Source organism: Phytobacter sp. V69 (genome assembly GCF_965644215.1).
Classification (GTDB): domain Bacteria; phylum Pseudomonadota; class Gammaproteobacteria; order Enterobacterales; family Enterobacteriaceae; genus Phytobacter.
Map to the genome: position 1 here is coordinate 34,423 of NZ_CBFFRL010000007.1, position 17,995 is coordinate 52,417.

Annotated in this window: 15 protein-coding genes; all 15 read right to left on the reverse strand. The window is 55.3% G+C overall.

Annotation, left to right across the window (positions count from 1 at the left end; genetic code table 11):
• Position 1: 1 nt before the first annotated feature.
• A complete protein-coding gene (locus ACSZPU_RS02090; RefSeq protein ID WP_498994971.1) occupies positions 2-922 on the reverse strand; it encodes a D-alanine--D-alanine ligase in 921 nt (306 codons plus the stop codon).
• The gene (gene murC / locus ACSZPU_RS02095) at positions 915-2,390 is read right to left on the reverse strand and encodes a UDP-N-acetylmuramate--L-alanine ligase (protein WP_498994973.1); all 1,476 of its coding nucleotides are present in this window, start codon (positions 2,388-2,390) and stop codon (positions 915-917) included. Before murC ends, ACSZPU_RS02090 begins: the two co-directional genes overlap by 8 nt.
• Positions 2,391-2,446: 56 nt before the next feature.
• Positions 2,447-3,514, reverse strand: coding sequence for an undecaprenyldiphospho-muramoylpentapeptide beta-N-acetylglucosaminyltransferase (murG, locus tag ACSZPU_RS02100; protein WP_498994975.1), 1,068 nt, complete (start codon positions 3,512-3,514; stop codon positions 2,447-2,449).
• A complete protein-coding gene (gene ftsW / locus ACSZPU_RS02105; RefSeq protein WP_498994976.1) occupies positions 3,511-4,755 on the reverse strand; it encodes a cell division protein FtsW in 1,245 nt (414 codons plus the stop codon). The genes murG and ftsW overlap by 4 nt, the downstream gene beginning before the upstream one ends.
• A complete protein-coding gene (murD, locus tag ACSZPU_RS02110; RefSeq protein WP_498994979.1) occupies positions 4,755-6,071 on the reverse strand; it encodes a UDP-N-acetylmuramoyl-L-alanine--D-glutamate ligase in 1,317 nt (438 codons plus the stop codon). Before murD ends, ftsW begins: the two co-directional genes overlap by 1 nt.
• A gap of 2 nt (positions 6,072-6,073) precedes the next feature.
• Entirely contained in the window at positions 6,074-7,156 is a 1,083-nt protein-coding gene (gene mraY, locus ACSZPU_RS02115; RefSeq protein ID WP_498994981.1) for a phospho-N-acetylmuramoyl-pentapeptide-transferase, read from the reverse strand.
• Positions 7,150-8,508: a UDP-N-acetylmuramoyl-tripeptide--D-alanyl-D-alanine ligase gene (gene murF, locus ACSZPU_RS02120; protein ID WP_498994983.1), complete on the reverse strand. Its 1,359-nt coding sequence runs from the start codon at positions 8,506-8,508 to the stop codon at positions 7,150-7,152. Before murF ends, mraY begins: the two co-directional genes overlap by 7 nt.
• Complete coding sequence (murE, locus tag ACSZPU_RS02125; RefSeq protein WP_498994985.1) at positions 8,505-9,992, reverse strand: UDP-N-acetylmuramoyl-L-alanyl-D-glutamate--2,6-diaminopimelate ligase; 1,488 nt, start codon at positions 9,990-9,992, stop codon at positions 8,505-8,507. Before murE ends, murF begins: the two co-directional genes overlap by 4 nt.
• Positions 9,979-11,748, reverse strand: a complete 1,770-nt coding sequence (locus tag ACSZPU_RS02130) for a peptidoglycan glycosyltransferase FtsI (RefSeq protein WP_498994986.1) — start codon at positions 11,746-11,748, stop codon at positions 9,979-9,981. The genes murE and ACSZPU_RS02130 overlap by 14 nt, the downstream gene beginning before the upstream one ends.
• 15 nt (positions 11,749-11,763) lie before the next feature.
• Positions 11,764-12,129 carry a cell division protein FtsL gene (gene ftsL / locus ACSZPU_RS02135; RefSeq protein ID WP_498994988.1) on the reverse strand — a complete coding sequence of 122 codons (366 nt, stop codon included), beginning with the start codon at positions 12,127-12,129 and terminating at the stop codon, positions 11,764-11,766.
• On the reverse strand, positions 12,126-13,067 hold the full coding sequence (gene rsmH, locus ACSZPU_RS02140; protein WP_498995001.1) for a 16S rRNA (cytosine(1402)-N(4))-methyltransferase RsmH: 942 nt from the start codon (positions 13,065-13,067) through the stop codon (positions 12,126-12,128). Before rsmH ends, ftsL begins: the two co-directional genes overlap by 4 nt.
• A gap of 2 nt (positions 13,068-13,069) precedes the next feature.
• The gene (gene mraZ, locus ACSZPU_RS02145) at positions 13,070-13,528 is read right to left on the reverse strand and encodes a division/cell wall cluster transcriptional repressor MraZ (RefSeq protein WP_498994991.1); all 459 of its coding nucleotides are present in this window, start codon (positions 13,526-13,528) and stop codon (positions 13,070-13,072) included.
• Positions 13,529-14,137: 609 nt separating this feature from the next.
• Positions 14,138-15,142 carry a catabolite repressor/activator gene (gene cra / locus ACSZPU_RS02150; RefSeq protein WP_498994993.1) on the reverse strand — a complete coding sequence of 335 codons (1,005 nt, stop codon included), beginning with the start codon at positions 15,140-15,142 and terminating at the stop codon, positions 14,138-14,140.
• Positions 15,143-15,324: 182 nt separating this feature from the next.
• Positions 15,325-15,816 (reverse strand): acetolactate synthase small subunit, encoded by a 492-nt coding sequence (gene ilvN / locus ACSZPU_RS02155; RefSeq protein ID WP_047371832.1) that lies wholly within the window; start codon positions 15,814-15,816, stop codon positions 15,325-15,327.
• Between the two features lie 2 nt (positions 15,817-15,818).
• The gene (ilvI, locus tag ACSZPU_RS02160) at positions 15,819-17,543 is read right to left on the reverse strand and encodes an acetolactate synthase 3 large subunit (protein ID WP_498994995.1); all 1,725 of its coding nucleotides are present in this window, start codon (positions 17,541-17,543) and stop codon (positions 15,819-15,821) included.
• Positions 17,544-17,995: the final 452 nt, after the last annotated feature.

The window sequence follows — 17,995 nt, forward strand, 5'->3', positions numbered from 1 at the left end:
ATCACTCCGCCAATTCCAGAATTTGCACGACCAACTGCGAGAACGTTAACCCCGCCTGCCGCGCTGCCATCGGTACTAGGCTATGACTCGTCATACCTGGCGCGGTATTGGCTTCCAGCAAATAAAACTGGCCATCACTGTCCAGCATGGCGTCAATGCGTCCCCAGCCCCGACATCCCAGCGCACGCCAGGCTTTCAGTACTAGGTTTTGCAAATTGGCCTCATTTTCCACTTCCAGACCTGACGGGCAGAAATATTTTGTCTCATCAGACAGATACTTCGCCTCATAATCATAGAAGGTTCCAGCGGGCTGAATGCGAATTGACGGTAAAATTTCTTCTCCGAGCATGCCAACTGTGAATTCAGGCCCACTTAGCCATTTTTCGATAAGAACTTCATCATCATGTTGAAAGGCAAGCGCTAACGCAGCCGTCAATGCACCAGATGCGTCCACTTTCGACATACCGACGCTTGAACCTTCGCGACTCGGTTTGACGATAACCGGTAAACCTAACTCAGCAATGCGCGCAACAACGTCGTTATTAAGCCCGGATTCAAATTCGCCACGCGTTAAAGCAACCCACGGGGCAACAGGCAACCCTGCACCTTGCCAGAGCAACTTACTGCGCAATTTATCCATCGAGATTGCCGACGCCATCACGCCGCTGCCGGTATACGGCACGCCCGTCAGCTCCAGCAATCCCTGCAACGTACCGTCTTCACCACCACGCCCGTGAAGCGCAATGAATGCTTTGTCGAAGCCCATCTCTTTAAGGCGAGTGACATCCACATCGCGCGGGTCAACCGGGTGCGCATCAATGCCACCCTCACGTAAACCCGCGAGCACCGCAGCGCCGGAATTCAGCGACACCTCGCGCTCAGCAGAAACCCCACCCAGCAGGACCGCGACTTTCTCAGCCATTGCGCTCGTCCTCCTGCGTTTGCGGCTTGAGTTTAACTTCCGCCAGCTGGCGCGCAATTTTGCCGACGTTGCCTGCACCCTGGATCAGAATCAAATCATTACCGGTCAGAACCGGTGCCAACATCGCTGCCGTTTGAGTCGGATCGGACACCAGAATCGGGTCGATTTTGCCACGGCCGCGAATGGTGCGGCACAGGGAACGGCTGTCCGCCCCTGGAATCGGCGTTTCGCCTGCGGAGTAAACATCCAGCATCAGCAGCGAATCGACCTGAGTCAGCACATTGGCGAAATCGTCATACAGGTCACGCGTACGGGTAAAGCGGTGCGGCTGGAACACCATCACCAGATTTTTATCCGGCCAGCCTGCGCGTGCTGCTTTAATGGTGGCATCCACTTCCGTCGGGTGGTGACCGTAATCATCCACCAGCATGGCGGTGCCCGTCTTGCCGTTAACGGACTCCAGCGGGAACTCGCCCAGGAAGTCAAAACGACGCCCGGTGCCCTGGAAGCTTTCCAGCGCGCTCAGGATATCTTCGTCATCAATGCCTTCCTCAGTCGCCACCGCAACCGCGGCCGCTGCATTGAGCGCATTGTGACGGCCTGGCGCATTCAGCGTGACCTGCAGCTCCGGCTTATCCTGGCGAATCAGGGTGAAATGGCCCTGAGCGCCTTTCTGCTGGTAGTTCTCAATGCGCATATCCGCGTCCTGACTGAACCCGTAGGTGGTGATCTGACGGCCAACGCGCGGCAGCAGCTCACGAATCACCGGATCGTCCACGCACATCACCGCACGTCCATAGAACGGCAGGTTGTGCAGGAAATTGATAAACGTCGTTTTTAAATTCTCGAAGTCGCCCTGGTAGGTATCCATATGGTCAGCTTCGATATTGGTGACAATTGCCACCATCGGCTGCAGATGGAGGAATGACGCATCACTCTCGTCTGCTTCCGCAATCAGATAACGGCTGTTACCCAGGCGCGCGTGCACACCGGCCGCTTTCACCAGACCGCCATTCACAAACGTAGGATCCAGCCCGCCTTCGGCATAAATGCTGGCAACCATTGCTGTGGTGGTCGTTTTGCCGTGCGTACCGGCGATAGCGATACCGTGACGAAAGCGCATCAGTTCTGCCAGCATTTCAGCACGGCGAATAACCGGGATACGCGCTTCGTTAGCAGCGACGATCTCAGGGTTATCCGCGGCAATGGCGCTGGATACCACGACCACACTCGCATCGCTGACGTTTTCCGGGCGATGGTTGAAATAGATTGTCGCGCCAAGCGACGTCAACTGCTGCGTTACCGGGTTCGGGGCCAAATCAGAACCGCTGATCTGATAGCCTTCGTTAGCCAATACTTCGGCAATACCCCCCATGCCAGCACCGCCAATGCCGACAAAGTGAATGTGCCGGACGCGACGCATCTCGGGCACGATTGAACGCAGTTTCGCCAGTTGTTGTGTATTCATTTTCTAAACGCCATCTACCACTTCAAATTCGCGCGACGCAAAAGGCGTCGCCAGTATTAAGCCTGTGCTGCAAGACTCACTTTGTTCGCCACTCGTTCAGTGGCATCGGGAATGGCAGCGCCGCGTGCGCGCTCGGCCATCTCCAGTAATGCTTCACGATCCCAGCCCGCCAGCGTTTCCACCACGGCATCGACCGTAAATTGCGGCTGTTCCAGAATCTTCGCGGCCCCCGCTTTCTCCAGCGGCAACGCATTCCAGTACTGCTGCCGATCCTTATGCTGGAACGGCACGAACAGAGCCGGCAGGCCTGCGGCGGCAATTTCGCTCACCGTCAGTGCGCCGGAACGGCAAACCACAACATCCGCCCAGGCATAAGCCTGCGCCATGTCATCAATAAACTCGGTCACTTTATGCTGAGACTGACCTGCATCGGCGTAGGCCTGCTCAACCGTTTGCTGAGCGCCCTTTCCACTCTGATGCCAGATGGTCACCGCGCTACCCAGTTTTGCTGCGACCTGCGGCATGGTCTGGTTCAGTACGCGCGCGCCCTGCGAACCGCCAACCACCAGAACCCGTACCGGCCCTTCACGGCCTGGCAGACGTTCTTGCGGTAACGGCAGTGCCAGCACATCCACACGCACCGGGTTTCCCACCACTTCCGCTTTCGGGAATGCGCCCGGGAAGGCCTGCATCACTTTGGTAGCGATCTTCGCCAGCCATTTGTTGGTCAACCCTGCGATACCGTTTTGCTCATGCAGCACCACCGGAATGCCCAGCGACCACGCGGCTAAACCGCCAGGACCAGAGACATAACCGCCCATGCCCAGCACCACATCTGGCTTGAATCGCTGCATAATGGCGCGCGCCTGACGCCAGGCGTTAAAAATTCGCAACGGCGCGAGCAGCAGGGCTTTGACCCCTTTACCGCGCAGGCCGGAAATACGGATGAAATCGATCTCGATACCGTGTTTCGGTACCAGGTCGGCTTCCATGCGATCGGCGGTTCCGAGCCAGCGCACTTGCCAGCCCTCATCCATTAAATGGTGCGCAACCGCCAGCCCGGGGAAAACATGCCCGCCGGTACCGCCTGCCATCACCATTAACCGCTTCGGTTGACCGCTCATCGTGAACCTCGTGTAAACGCCTGGGCTTTTTCCAGACGCGTTTCATAATCAATACGTAACAACAGCATGATGGCCGTCGACATAATCAATAAGCTGGAGCCGCCATAACTGATGAGTGGCAGCGTCAGCCCTTTGGTCGGCAGCATACCTGCGGCAGCGCCAACGTTAACCAATGCCTGGAAGCTGAACCAGATGCCGATAGAGCAGGCCAGGAAACCAGAGAACCGCTGATCGATTTCCAGCGCTTTGCGTCCGATGGACATGGCGCGGAAAGCGACGAAGAATACCATTAAAAGTGCCAGTACCACACCGATATAACCCAGTTCTTCGCCGATGATGGCGAAGATGAAGTCGGTATGTGCTTCGGGCAGATATTCCAGCTTTTGCACCGAGTTCCCAAGTCCTTGCCCCCACAGCTCACCGCGGCCAAACGCCATCAGCGACTGTGTTAACTGGTATCCGCTACCGAACGGATCATCCCAGGGATTCCAGAACGATGTCACACGACGAATACGGTATGGCTCGGCCAGAATCAGCAAAATCACCGCCGCGATACCGGAACCGATAATGGCGATGAACTGCCACAGTTTTGCCCCGGCCAGGAACAGCATCGCCAGCGTCGTAATAAAGAGCACGACCACGGTACCAAGGTCAGGCTGCGCCAGCAGCAGCACGGCGAGCACCATGATGACGCCCATCGGCTTAAGGAACCCACGCAGGTTATTGCGCACCTCATCAACCTTACGTACCAGGTAGTTCGCCAGATAACAGAACAGCGACAGCTTGGTAAATTCCGCAGGCTGGAAACGCATCACCCCGAGATCAATCCAGCGCGATGCCCCGTTGATTGAGCTCCCCACCACCAGTACAACCAACAGCATGACAATCGCAGCAACCAGCATTGCCGAGCTCCAGCGCTGCCAGAACTCCATCGGCAAACGGAGCGTGACCATCGCAAAACAGAACGCCAGGAACAGATAGAGCGCATGACGCTTGGCAAAGAAAAACGGATCGTTGGTCAGACGCTGGCCCACCGGCATGGACGCTGATGTCACCATGATGAAACCGATCGCTGCCAGACCCAGTGTCAGCCAGAACAGCGTACGGTCGTACATGACCAGGCTGTCGTTGTCTTTCTGACGTGAGCCCATCACCCAGCCTTTTAATGCGCCAAACAGCCAGTTCAGGATCCCAGATCCTGGCAGGCGCGGCATTCTCGGGCGGGGGAGACTTAAACGCATCAACCTAACTCCTGCGCCAGGCGGGTAAAGACATCACCACGCTGTTCAAAGTTCTTAAACTGATCGAGACTGGCGCAAGCAGGCGATAACAACACCATGTCGCCCGACCGCACGCGCGTCGCGATCAGGCGCATCGCCTGTTCCATATCCTGTGTTTGATCGGCAATCTCCGGGCGCAGCGCTGCCAGTTCAGCGCCGTCACGGCCAAAGCAATAGAGACGAACATTGCTGCCTTCCAGATAGCGTTTCAGCGGCGCGAAGTCCGCCGATTTGCCGTCACCGCCGAGCAGCAGGTGCAGCGTGCCGTCTACATGCAGACCATTCAGCGCCGCTTCGGTACTGCCGACGTTGGTGGCTTTGGAATCGTTAATCCAGAGCACGCCGTTGTGCTCCAGCGCCAGCTGGAAGCGGTGTGCCAGGCCAGTAAAGGTGGTCAGCGCTTTCAGACTGCTGGCGCGCGGTAAGCCTACGGCATCTGCCAGGGCCAGTGCCGCCAGGGCGTTGGTATAGTTGTGCTGACCGCTAAGCTTCATCTCTTTAACGTTCAGCACCTTTTCACCTTGCACACGCAGCCAGGTTTCGCCCTGCTGGCGATTCAGGTGGTAATCACCGACATCCACGCCAAAGCTGACGCAGCGCTCATCCGCACCGCGTACCGGCATGGTCAAGGCATCATCCGCATTCACCACACACACTTTCGCGTTTTCATAAACACGCAGTTTCGCTGCGCGGTACTGCTGGAGACCAAACGGATAGCGGTCCATATGATCTTCGGTGACGTTCAGGATCGTCGCCGCGGCAGCCTGCAGACTGGATGTGGTTTCGAGCTGGAAGCTGGAAAGCTCCAGTACATAGAGATCGCAGGCGGACTCCAGCAGCATCAGCGCGGGCAGGCCGATATTGCCGCCAACGCCAACGCTCTTACCGGCGGATTTCGCCATTTCGCCCACCAGTGTGGTGACCGTACTTTTGCCGTTTGATCCGGTGATCGCCACGATCGGTGCCTGCGCTTCGCGGCAGAACAGCTCAATATCGCCGACGATCTCCACGCCCGCATCTGCAGCCGCGCTCAGTGAAGGGTGCGCCAGCGCGATCCCTGGGCTTGCGACGATCAGATCGGCCGCCAGCAGCCAGTCATCATTCAGACCACCAAGATAGCGCTCCACCTCTTCCGGCAGCTTATCCAGCCCCGGTGGTGAAACGCGGGTATCCATCACTTTTGGCGTAACGCCGCGCGCGCGGAAAAACTCCACGCACGAGAGTCCCGTCAGACCAAGACCAATAATGACGACTGTTTTACCCTGGTAATCTGCCATGATTAACGTACCTTGAGCGTTGCCAGGCCAATCAGGACCAGCATCAGCGAAATAATCCAGAAGCGCACGATGACGCGCGGTTCCGGCCAGCCTTTCAGTTCATAGTGATGGTGAATCGGCGCCATACGGAAAATGCGCTGACCACGCAATTTAAACGACCCAACCTGCAAAATGACCGACAGGGTTTCGACGACGAAAACGCCGCCCATAATGACCAGCAGGAACTCCTGACGCAGCAGCACGGCGATAATGCCTAACGCGCCGCCGAGCGCCAGCGAACCGACGTCGCCCATAAAGACCTGCGCCGGATAGGTGTTGAACCACAGGAAGCCCAGCCCTGCGCCGACAATCGCCGTACAGACGATAACCAGCTCACCCGCGTGGCGCAGATAAGGAATATGCAGGTAACTGGCAAAGTTCATGTTACCGGTCGCCCACGCCACCAGCGCAAAGCCCCCCGCCACGAACACAGTTGGCATAATCGCCAAGCCATCAAGGCCATCAGTCAGGTTGACCGCATTGCCCGTGCCCACAATCACGAAGTAAGCCAGCAAGATGTAGAAAATGCCCAGTTGCGGCATGACATCTTTAAAGAACGGCACAACCAGCTGCGTGGCTGGCGTATCGTTACCCGCAAGGTACAGCGCAAAGGCGACGCCCAGCGCGATAACCGACATCCAGAAATATTTCCAGCGTGCGATCAGGCCTTTCGTGTCTTTACGCACCACTTTGCGATAGTCATCGACGAAGCCGATGATGCCGTAGCCGACCAGTACGGTAAGAACACACCAGACGTACGGGTTGGACGGATATGCCCACAGCAGCACGGAAACCACGATCGCCGTCAGAATCATGATGCCGCCCATCGTCGGCGTACCGCGTTTACTGAAATGCGACTCCGGACCGTCGTTACGCACGACCTGGCCAAAAGAGAGTTTTTGCAGACGGGCAATCATGCGCGGCCCCATCCATAACGAGATGAAGAGCGCAGTCAGCAGGCTGACGATGGCGCGAAACGTCAAATAGGAGAAGACGTTAAAGCCGGAATAATATTTGACCAAATGTTCGGCCAGCCAAACTAACATGCCCTTTTCTCCTGTAATGCGCGTGCAACCTCTTCCATGGCGGCACTACGTGAACCTTTCACCAAAATGGTAATAATTTGCTTCTCGGCAATCAGCGCCTCTAAACGCGCAACCATTGCCGCCTTATCATCAAAATGCTCGCCGACGCCACTGGCATCGCTGATGGCTTTACTGAGTTTGCCGACGCTTAACACACGGTCGATACCCGCGGCTTTCGCCGTCTCCCCCACCTGAATGTGGCACGCCTCGCTCTCATCCCCCAGTTCCGCCATGTCGCCAACAACCATTACCCGATAGCCCGGCATTTCCGATAACACATACGCCGCCGCCGTCATCGAACCGACGTTCGCGTTATAGCTGTCATCCAGCAGCAACTGGTTCTCCCCCAGTTGCACCGGGAACAGACGCCCCGGTACCGCTTTCAGGTTTGCCAGCCCTTTTTTCACCGCGTCATGCGTCGCGCCCACCGCCATTGCCAGCGCGGTCGCAGCCAGCGCATTGGCAATATTGTGACGCCCCGGCAGCGGCAGCGTGACATCGATACCGCCCGTCGGCGTTTGCAGCCTAAATTCAGTGCCATGAGAGGTCACATGAATATTGGTCGCGGTAAAATCGCTGTTAGCGGCATTCGGTGAGAAGCGCCAGACTTTGCGGTTACCAATCGTGCTCTGCCAGTTCAGCCAGTCATTGTTATCGGCATTCATGATGGCAATGCCATTAACCGGCAGACCGGTATAGATCTCGCCTTTGGCCTTCGCGACTCCGGCAAGAGAACCAAAACCTTCAAGGTGCGCAGCTGCAAGGTTGTTAACCAGCGCCGCTTCCGGACGGGTCAGCCCTACGGTCCAGGCGATTTCGCCCTGATGGTTAGCACCGAGCTCAATCACCGCAAACTGATGTTCATTCGTCAGGCGCAGCAGAGTCATCGGCACGCCGATGTCATTATTTAGGTTCCCGGCGGTATAAAGCGTATTGCCACATTCACTGAGAATGGCGGCGGTCATCTCTTTCACCGAAGTTTTGCCGGAAGATCCAGTCAACGCCACGACGCGAGCAGTAACCTGCTGGCGAACCCAGGCTGCCAGTTCACCAAACGCGAGACGGGTATCCTTCACCACCAGTTGCGGCAGATCGATATCCAGTTTACGGCTGACCAGCAGCGCACCGGCGCCGCCCTCTTTCGCTTTGTCGGCAAAATCGTGGGCATCGAAACGTTCACCTTTCAGCGCCACAAACAGGCAACCTGAAGTCAGTTTGCGCGTGTCGGAAGTGACTGCATCAATGGTCGCTTCTGCGCCATGCAGTTCACCCTGTAAAATGCCGCTGAGCTGGCTAAGCGTTACGCTAATCATGCGATCCCCCCCAGCAGACGCGCCGCGGTGACGCGGTCGGAATAATCCAGGCGGTGGCTACCGACAATCTGGTAGTCCTCGTGACCTTTGCCTGCCAACAGGACAACGTCATTTTCTCTCGCCTGCATGATGGTGTTAGTCACCGCTTCTGCGCGGCCTTCAACCACATGCGCACGGCCCGCATCAAGCATCCCCGCCAGAATATCGTCGATAATGGCGCGAGGCTCTTCGGTACGCGGGTTGTCGTCAGTCACGACCGGAATATCCGCAAACTGCTCGGCAATGGCCCCCATCAGCGGACGTTTGCCTTTGTCGCGATCGCCGCCGCAGCCAAACACACACCACAGTTTGCCGGTGCAGTGCAGGCGCGCCGCCTGCAGCGCTTTTTCCAGCGCATCCGGGGTGTGAGCATAATCCACCACAACGGTCGGCTTGCCCGGCGCGCTGAACACTTCCATACGCCCACAAACCGGCTGCAGACGTGCGGCAGTATTGAGCAAATCGGCCAGCGGATAACCCAGCGCCAGCAGCGTCGCCAGCGCCAGCAGCAGGTTGCTGACATTAAAGGCGCCCATCAGGCGGCTTTCAATTTCGCCTTCGCCCCAGGAGGAGGTGAAGCGAACAGTGGCACCGCTGTCGTGGTACACCACCTCGGTCGCTTTCAACCAGCGGCCATGGCAATTCGGATTGATATGGTCTTCTATCGACACGGCAACCGCGTCCGGAAGTTTTGCTAACCAGCGACGTCCAACTTCATCGTCCGCATTGACGATGGCCTGACCGAAATGGTGAGCAGAGAACAGCAGCCATTTGGCCGCTTCATAATTGGCCATGTCACCGTGATAATCCAGATGATCGCGGCTCAGGTTGGTAAAGACAGACGCGGCGAATTTCAACGCCGCCACGCGGTGCTGAACCAGCCCATGAGAGGACACTTCCATCGCGGCGAAGGTTGCCCCTTGCTGCGCCAGGCTGGCAATCACATGCTGTACGTCAACGGCAGAACCGGTGGTGTTTTCTGACGGGATAACTTTACCCAGCAGGCCATTTCCTACCGTACCCATCACCGCGCTGGTTTCGCCGAGCAGTTGGCTCCATTGCGCCAGTAGCTGCGTGGTGGTGGTTTTACCGTTCGTACCGGTCACGCTGATCAGGCGCAATTGCTCAGAGGGTTCGTTATAAAAACGCCCCGCCAGCGCAGACAGACGCTCATTTAACTGGCTCAGATAGATAACCGGCACGCCGTGCATCTCGCGAATTTCGCTGTCGGAAGCTTCATCTTTCGCCTCGGCAACAATAGCAGCCACACCTTGCGCAATCGCCTGCGGGATATATCGACGCCCGTCCGCCTGATGACCTACGACTGCCACAAAAAGATCGCCCGACGCCGCTACCCGGCTGTCGAGTGTCATTTCTCGCAGTGCTCGCTCCGGCGCACCTGGCACCCACGGAGCGAGAAGGTCGCGCAAATTACGATCTGCCACCTGTCCCCTCGCCTTGATTAATTACGAATTCATTCTTATCGCCCGTTGTCAGCGCATCCGGTTCGATGTTCATGGTGCGTAAAACGCCGCCCATGATGGCACCAAAGACCGGCGCGGAAACGGCGCCACCGTAGTATTTACCTGCTTGTGGATCGTTAATCACGACCACCAGCGCAAAGCGTGGATTACTGGCGGGCGCAACACCCGCGGTATAAGCAATGTATTTGTTGATGTAGTGGCCATCCGGCCCCACCTTTTTCGCCGTACCCGTCTTAATCGCGATGCGATAGCCTTTAATCGCCGCTTTCACACCGCCGCCGCCCGGCAGCGCCACGCTCTCCATCATGTGTACGACGTTGCGTACGATAGATTCATTGAAGATGCGTTCGCCCGGAACAGGTGGATCAACTTTGGTTATCGACAGCGGACGGTAAACACCGTAGCTGCCGATGGTTGCATAGACTCGCGCTAACTGTAACGGCGTTACCATTAGCCCGTAGCCGAAAGAGAAGGTGGCCCTCTCTATGTCAGACCACCGTTGTTTTTGAGGAAATAAGCCACTGCGTTCTCCGACCAACCCCAAATTGGTCGCCTTTCCTAGCCCAAAACGTGAGTAAGTATCTACTAACGCTGAGGACGGCATCGCTAACGCCAGTTTAGAAACACCAACGTTACTCGACTTCTGTAGTACCCCGGTCAGGGTCAATTCGCTGTAGCGCGCCACGTCTTTAATCTCGTGGCCGTTGATTCGGTAAGGGATTGTGTTCAATACGGTGTTCGGCGTCACGACCCCACGCTGGAGCGCTGTCATCACCACCATCGGTTTCACCGTCGAACCCGGTTCGAAGACGTCGGTAATCGCACGGTTACGCATGGCGTCTTTCGCTGTACCGGTGAAGTTGTTCGGGTTGTATGAGGGGCTGTTCGCCATCGCCAGCACTTCGCCGGTGCTCACATCCACCAGCACGGCGCTGCCGGATTCGGCTTTGTTGAACGCCACCGCATTGTTCAGCTCGCGATAGACCAGCGCCTGCAGACGCTCGTCGATGCTCAGCGCAAGGTTATGCGCCGCCTGGCTGTCAGTGGAGGAGATATCCTCGATCACACGGCCATAGCGGTCTTTACGCACTACACGTTCACCTGGCTGGCCGGTGAGCCACTTATCAAAGCTTTTTTCGACGCCTTCAATACCTTCGCTGTCGACGTTAGTAAAACCGATGAGGTGAGCAGTTACTTCGCCGGAAGGATAATAACGGCGGGACTCCTCACGAAGGTGTATGCCTGGAAGCTTCAGCTTTTTAATGTACTCGCCAAGATCAGGGTTTACCTGGCGCGCCAGATAGATAAAACGCCCTTTCGGGTTGGCATTAATGCGCGATGAAAGCTGATCGAGCGGAATAGTTAGCGCGTCAGATAACGCTTTCCAGCGATTGTCCAGCGTTACGCCACCGGCATCCTGCACCTCTTTGGGATCGGCCCAGATGGCTTTAACCGGCACGCTCACCGCCAGTGGACGACCAGAACGATCGGTAATCATGCCGCGCGAGGTCGCAACTTCCTGAACGCGCAGCGAACGCATATCCCCTTCACGCACCAGCATGTCGGGGTTAACGATTTGCAAGTACGCAACGCGACCCAGCAAAAAGCCCAGCGCCAGCAAAATGCAGCCGCAAAGCAAGGCAAAACGCCAGCTCACAAAGCTGGCCTGTTCTTCCTGGCGTTTCGGTTTTGGCGTCTTCACCGCAGCGGCTTTCATGCGTCGCGTGGTTCCTTATTTCTGTACAACAATGTTTTCCTGGGACGGATCGACATGCTGCATTTGCAGCTTCTCGGTCGCGATCCGCTCAACCCGGCTATGATCGCCGAGCGCGTTTTCTTCAAGGATCAAGTTGCGCCATTCGATATCCAGTGCATCACGTTCCAGCACAAGCTGTTCACGCTGGGCCGTCAAAAGACGGGTGTGATGCGAGGTGGTGACAACCGTCACCGCCGTCATGATGATGCAAATGAACAGACAGAGTGGCAGTTTCCCAAATCGCAAGATGTCGTCGCCGATCACGCCAGGCAAGGCATGGCGCTCGTTGCTTCCTAACGACTCTTTAACTTTGCTTAGGGTCTCTGACACTCTGCCGATCATGCGTTCGTCCTCTCTGCAATGCGCAGAACTGAACTACGGGCACGTGGATTCTCAGCCACTTCTTGTTCACCCGGCATTAACTTGCCTAGTGCTCGTAACTGACGGCCACCCAGTTTCCTGAGTTGCTCTTCGGTCATCGGTAACCCTGCCGGAACCTGCGGACCACGACTTTGCTCACGCATAAAGCGTTTTACAATGCGGTCTTCCAGCGAGTGGAAACTGATTACCGACAGCCGCCCTCCCGGGGCCAACACGTCGATCGAGCTTTTTAGCGCCTGCTCTATCTCCTCCAGTTCACTGTTCACCCAGATGCGCACCGCCTGGAATGTACGGGTCGCGGGATGTTTGAATTTGTCTTTCACCGGCATCGCTGCCGCCACCACCGACGCCAGCTCTTTGGTGCGGGTCATCGGTTCTTCGCGGTTACGCTCAACGATGGCCCGAGCAATACGTTTACCAAAGCGCTCTTCGCCAAAGGTTTTGATGACCCATGCGATATCAGCTTCATCGGCAGTTTGTAGCCACTGCGCAGCAGATTGACCGCGTGTCGGATCCATACGCATGTCGAGCGGGCCGTCACGCATAAAGGAAAAACCGCGTTCAGCATCATCAAGTTGCGGAGAGGAGACCCCAAGATCGAGCAGAATCCCGTCGATCTTGCCGGTAAGGCCGCGCTCGCTAACGTATTCAGCCAACGCGGAAAAAGGACCATGTACGATGGAAATGCGGGGATCATCAATGGTTTTTGCGACGGCAATCGCTTCCGGGTCACGGTCAATAGCCAGCAGACGTCCTTCCGCTCCCAGGTGGGAGAGGATCAGGCGTGAGTGACCACCGCGGCCAAAAGTGCCATCAATGTATATGCCATCCGGACGAATGTTCAAGCCATTAACGGCCTCATCCAGTAGCACCGTTGTGTGTTTAAAATTTTCCATCATCATTACAGAGACAAATCCTGCAACCGGTCTGAAAGGATCTCAGTACCCGTTTGCTCAGCGTCGATATCTTCCTTGACCTGTTGATACCAGGTCGTTTCGTCCCACAGCTCAAATTTATTGAACTGTCCGACCAGCATCACTTCTTTGGTCAGCCCGGCGTGTTGCCGCAATACTGGCGCAATTAATAAGCGCCCTGCGTTATCCATCTGACATTCGCTGGCATGCCCCAACAAGAGGCGCTGTACTCGGCGCTCCTGCGGATCCATGCTCGACAGACGCGACAATTTTTGCTCAATAATTTCCCATTCGGGTAAGGGGTAAAGCAGCAGGCAGGTGTGACGGATGTCGATGGTACAAACCATCTGACCGGAAGCTTTCTCCTGCAGCAAATCCCGATAACGGGTCGGCACGGCTAACCGGCCTTTGCTGTCGAGATTGACTAATGTAGCCCCACGGAACATACCAGCCCCACCCCTGAGTGACCTATTTCACCACTTTACCCCACAAATCCCCACCAAAGGAGTTTACGGAGCGGAGGAAAAGCTTGTCAAGCTAGTGCAAAGACTAACCAGGACAAAAGATCCCTTATTCGCGGTAACATTCCACTTTGGTGAAATACCGCTCAACTAATGAGGCAAATTAACGTCATGAATATTTGTAAGAAAAAAACTGAATATGCATTGGGGCGTTAAAAACCACTTATTTTTTTGCGTACCAAATATAAAGTGTCAGTTTGCGACGCGGGCGGCATTTTAAGACATATTGCACTCAGATAACAGTGCCAGATAGCGCCTGCGCGCCACAGGCGCTATCAGAAAAACCCCAAGCATTAATCCCATAATAGAAAAATGGTTGTTATTTCAACGATTACTTCGGGAGATGTAACAAAGTAATACGGAAGACACGTTCGGTTACGTCTTAATTACCTTAAATTGTGTCTTTGGAGAAATAAGGCAAATTAAATAAATTAACGGCCTTAAAAATAAGGATTTATCTGAATTGGCAATAAAATTAATTAACGCCTTTCATTCGCAACAAAAAGGCAGTGATGACTGCCTTTTATTGAACAGTTAAACGCGGCTTAATACACCACGACGATAGAGATTGCGACGAATACGGCTCAAACCGGCTTTGGGCTTACGTGGTTCGTCGAGGCTTGCCAGCACGATTTCCAGCACCCGTTCGGCGACATCACGATGGCGCTGCGCCACCGCCAGCACCGGACACTGTAAGAAATCCAACAGCTCATGATCGCCGAAAGTTGCAATGGCCAGGTCAGACGGCAGCTTACCATCGCGACGCAGCGTAACATCCAGCACGCCTTGCAGCAGCGCAAAAGAGGTGGTGAACAGCGCCTGCGGCATGGTGTGTGTTTCCAGCCATTTCTCAAACAACTGTGCAGCAGCTTCGCGCTCATAGCTGTTTGCATAAAGGTATTCCACTTCGCGTGGATCGTCTTTCCAGGCCGTACGGAAACCTTGCTCACGCAGAAAACTCACGGAAAGCTCGGGCAGAGCCCCCAGATACAGCACTTTTTCCGCCGGGAATGTGCGTAATTCCGCTGCCAGCATTTCCGAGTCGTCCTGATCGGCACCGACAACACTGGTGAAGTGTTCACGATCCAGCGCACGGTCAAGTGCGACAATCGGGAACGCGTCATTAGCCCAACGTTGATAGAAGGGATGCTCCGGTGGCAATGATGTTGAAACGATAATGGCGTCAACCTGGCGCTGAAGCAGATGCTCAATACAGCGCATTTCGTTATCAGGTTGATCTTCTGAACAGGCGATCAGCAGCTGGTAGCCGCGTTGACGCGCCTGCCGTTCCAGATAATTCGCGATACGCGTATAACTGGTATTCTCCAAATCCGGAATAACCAGCCCAATGGAGCGAGTACGTCCCGCTCGCAACCCAGCCGCCACCGCATTCGGGTGGTAATTATGCTCACGTACGACCGCCATCACTTTCTCGACGGTTTTGTCGCTGACACGATACTGCTTTGCCTTTCCATTAATGACATAGCTTGCCGTGGTACGTGAGACGCCGGCTAGCCGGGCGATTTCATCCAGTTTCACAATTGCCCCTCAAAAAATAAAAGATACTCCATAACCTTTTTAGGGATATAGGTTAAATTCCATAACATCTAAGCGCAGAATAGACACTGCGGCAACAGCTTTTGTGTTCGCTTCCAGCGGATTTCGCAAAAAAAAAGCCCAGCAGATAACGCCAGGCCAGGAAAATGACGTACGCATAACACTTAACGCATGATTTTGTCGCCGCGTGATAAACCGACAACACCCGAGCGCGCCACCTCAACGATTTTAGCGACATCGCGAATGGTCGCCAGGAAAGCGTCGAGCTTATCGCTGGTGCCTGCAAGCTGAACCGTATAAATAGAAGGCGTGACATCAATGATCTGCCCACGGAAGATCTCCGCGTTGCGTTTGACCTCTTCACGTCCATACCCGCTGGCCTGGACCTTCACCAGCATGATCTCACGCTCAACATACGCGCCTTGCCCAAGCTCGTTGACGCGCAAAACGTCCACCAGCTTATGCAGTTGTTTTTCAATTTGCTCCAGCACTTTGGCATCACCAACCGTCTGAATCGTCATACGCGAAAGCGTAGGATCATCCGTCGGTGCCACCGTCAGACTTTCAATGTTGTAGCCACGCTGGGCAAAAAGACCGATCACGCGCGATAACGCGCCCGATTCATTTTCCAGTAAAACAGATAATATCCGGCGCATAATCAGGTTCTCTCCGTTTTGCTCAACCACATTTCATCCATGCCGCCGCCACGGATCTGCATCGGATAAACATGTTCACTACCGTCGACGGTCACATCGACAAAGACCAGGCGGTTATTCTTCACCTGCGCGAGCGCTTCATTCAGCTTCGCTTCCAGCTCGTCCGGACAGGTGATCTGGATCCCTACATGGCCATAAGCTTCGGCAACGCGTGCAAAGTCAGGTAATGACTGCATATAGGATTGTGAATGGCGACCAGAGTAGATCATATCCTGCCACTGCTTCACCATGCCCAGATAGCGGTTGTTCAGGTTCAACACCAGCACCGGTAGCTCATACTGCATCGCGGTAGACAGTTCCTGAATGTTCATCTGGATACTGCCATCACCCGTGACACAAATAACCGTTTCATCCGGGAGCGCCATTTTCACGCCCAGCGCGGCTGGCAGGCCAAAGCCCATCGTGCCCAAGCCACCAGAGTTGATCCAACGACGCGGTTTATCAAAAGGATAATAGAGCGCGGCGAACATCTGGTGCTGACCCACGTCAGAGGTGACGTACGCGTCCCCTTTCGTCAAGCGCCAGATCGTTTCGATCACCGCCTGCGGTTTGATCTTCTCGCTTTGCGTATCGTATTTCAGGCATTCACGAGCGCGCCACTGATCGATCTGCAACCACCAGTCGCGAATGTCGTCCAGCGGCTGCTGGAACTCTTCTTGTCCCAGCAGCTCCAGCATCTGCTCGAGCACCAGACGGGCATCCCCAACGATCGGCACATCGGCCTGCACCGTCTTCGAAATCGATGTCGGGTCAATATCAATATGCAGGACGGTAGCATTCGGGCAGTACTTTGCCAGATTGTTGGTTGTGCGATCATCAAAGCGCACCCCAACGGCAAAGATCACATCCGAATGATGCATCGTCATGTTGGCTTCATAGGTGCCGTGCATACCGAGCATGCCCAGCGCCTGACGATGCGATGCCGGAAACGCCCCCAGCCCCATCAGCGACGAGACCACCGGGAGATTCAGTTTCTCTGCCAGCGTTTTCAATTGCGGTTCACAGGCAGAGGTGATCGCACCGCCACCCACATACACAACCGGATGTTTCGCCGCCACCAGCGTTTGCAGCGCGCGTTTGATTTGTCCTTTATGTCCATGCGTTGTCGGATTATAGGAACGCATGCTCACCGAATCCGGCCAGACATAAGGCAGTTTATTCGCAGGATTGAGAATGTCTTTCGGCAAATCGACAACCACCGGTCCAGGACGACCGCTGGAAGCCAGCCAGAATGCTTTTTTCAGCACCCCTGGGATGTCTTCGGTTTGTTTGACCAGGAAGCTGTGTTTGACCACCGGGCGGGAGATCCCCACCATGTCGCACTCCTGGAAGGCGTCATAACCGATGAGTGACGTCGCCACCTGACCGGAAAGGACAACCAGCGGAATCGAGTCCATATACGCCGTCGCAATCCCGGTAATGGCATTCGTGGCCCCAGGCCCGGAGGTGACGAGTACAACACCGACTTCCCCGGTCGCTCTTGCCAGCCCATCAGCCATATGCACCGCTGCCTGTTCGTGGCGCACCAGGACATGATCGATTCCACCTACTGTATGTAGCGCATCGTAAATATCGAGGACCGCGCCCCCAGGATAACCGAATACTTGCTTCACGCCCTGATCGATAAGCGATCGGACGACCATCTCGGCTCCAGACAACATCTCCATGGTTTGCCTCCAGGCTTGGGTTTGGCGACTGACGACGGAACGCATTTCCGTCTTGTCGCTCTGTTCAGTACAGGAAGTCCCTGCATTCTGATTATGAATGGCAGTTACCATAACCGCTGAAAATCTGGCAGGCAATTAGCAAACGATTCACCTCATCTCACCCCAAAAGAGGAAAAATGAGGTTAACAGGCGGGAATTGGTGAAATTGTCTGTAATAAGCAAAGACGATGACAATTCGTCATTCGAATTACTCCCTGCTCAGTAATTCATGCATTTTTTCGGCGCAATTTGATGCGCCAGAAAAATATCTCAGCATAAAATTTTGCATCGACACGGCCAAACAGATGAAACCCGCCGCTGGCCCAGTCAACGCACTAAGGAAGGTGCGATTTAATCGGTGGGGTTCAGTGGAGTCCTTAGCTGTATTAGCCTTACCTTAGCTGAGCTGTATT

Coding starts and splice junctions, on each gene's coding strand:
- ACSZPU_RS02090 (WP_498994971.1), bottom strand. CDS start 922: ATGGCTGAGAAAGTCGCGGTCCTGCTGGGTGGGGTTTCTGCTGAGCGC.
- murC (WP_498994973.1), bottom strand. CDS start 2,390: ATGAATACACAACAACTGGCGAAACTGCGTTCAATCGTGCCCGAGATG.
- murG (WP_498994975.1), bottom strand. CDS start 3,514: ATGAGCGGTCAACCGAAGCGGTTAATGGTGATGGCAGGCGGTACCGGC.
- ftsW (WP_498994976.1), bottom strand. CDS start 4,755: ATGCGTTTAAGTCTCCCCCGCCCGAGAATGCCGCGCCTGCCAGGATCT.
- murD (WP_498994979.1), bottom strand. CDS start 6,071: ATGGCAGATTACCAGGGTAAAACAGTCGTCATTATTGGTCTTGGTCTG.
- mraY (WP_498994981.1), bottom strand. CDS start 7,156: ATGTTAGTTTGGCTGGCCGAACATTTGGTCAAATATTATTCCGGCTTT.
- murF (WP_498994983.1), bottom strand. CDS start 8,508: ATGATTAGCGTAACGCTTAGCCAGCTCAGCGGCATTTTACAGGGTGAA.
- ACSZPU_RS02130 (WP_498994986.1), bottom strand. CDS start 11,748: ATGAAAGCCGCTGCGGTGAAGACGCCAAAACCGAAACGCCAGGAAGAA.
- ftsL (WP_498994988.1), bottom strand. CDS start 12,129: ATGATCGGCAGAGTGTCAGAGACCCTAAGCAAAGTTAAAGAGTCGTTA.
- rsmH (WP_498995001.1), bottom strand. CDS start 13,067: ATGATGGAAAATTTTAAACACACAACGGTGCTACTGGATGAGGCCGTT.
- mraZ (WP_498994991.1), bottom strand. CDS start 13,528: ATGTTCCGTGGGGCTACATTAGTCAATCTCGACAGCAAAGGCCGGTTA.
- ilvN (WP_047371832.1), bottom strand. CDS start 15,816: ATGCGCCGGATATTATCTGTTTTACTGGAAAATGAATCGGGCGCGTTA.
- ilvI (WP_498994995.1), bottom strand. CDS start 17,543: ATGGAGATGTTGTCTGGAGCCGAGATGGTCGTCCGATCGCTTATCGAT.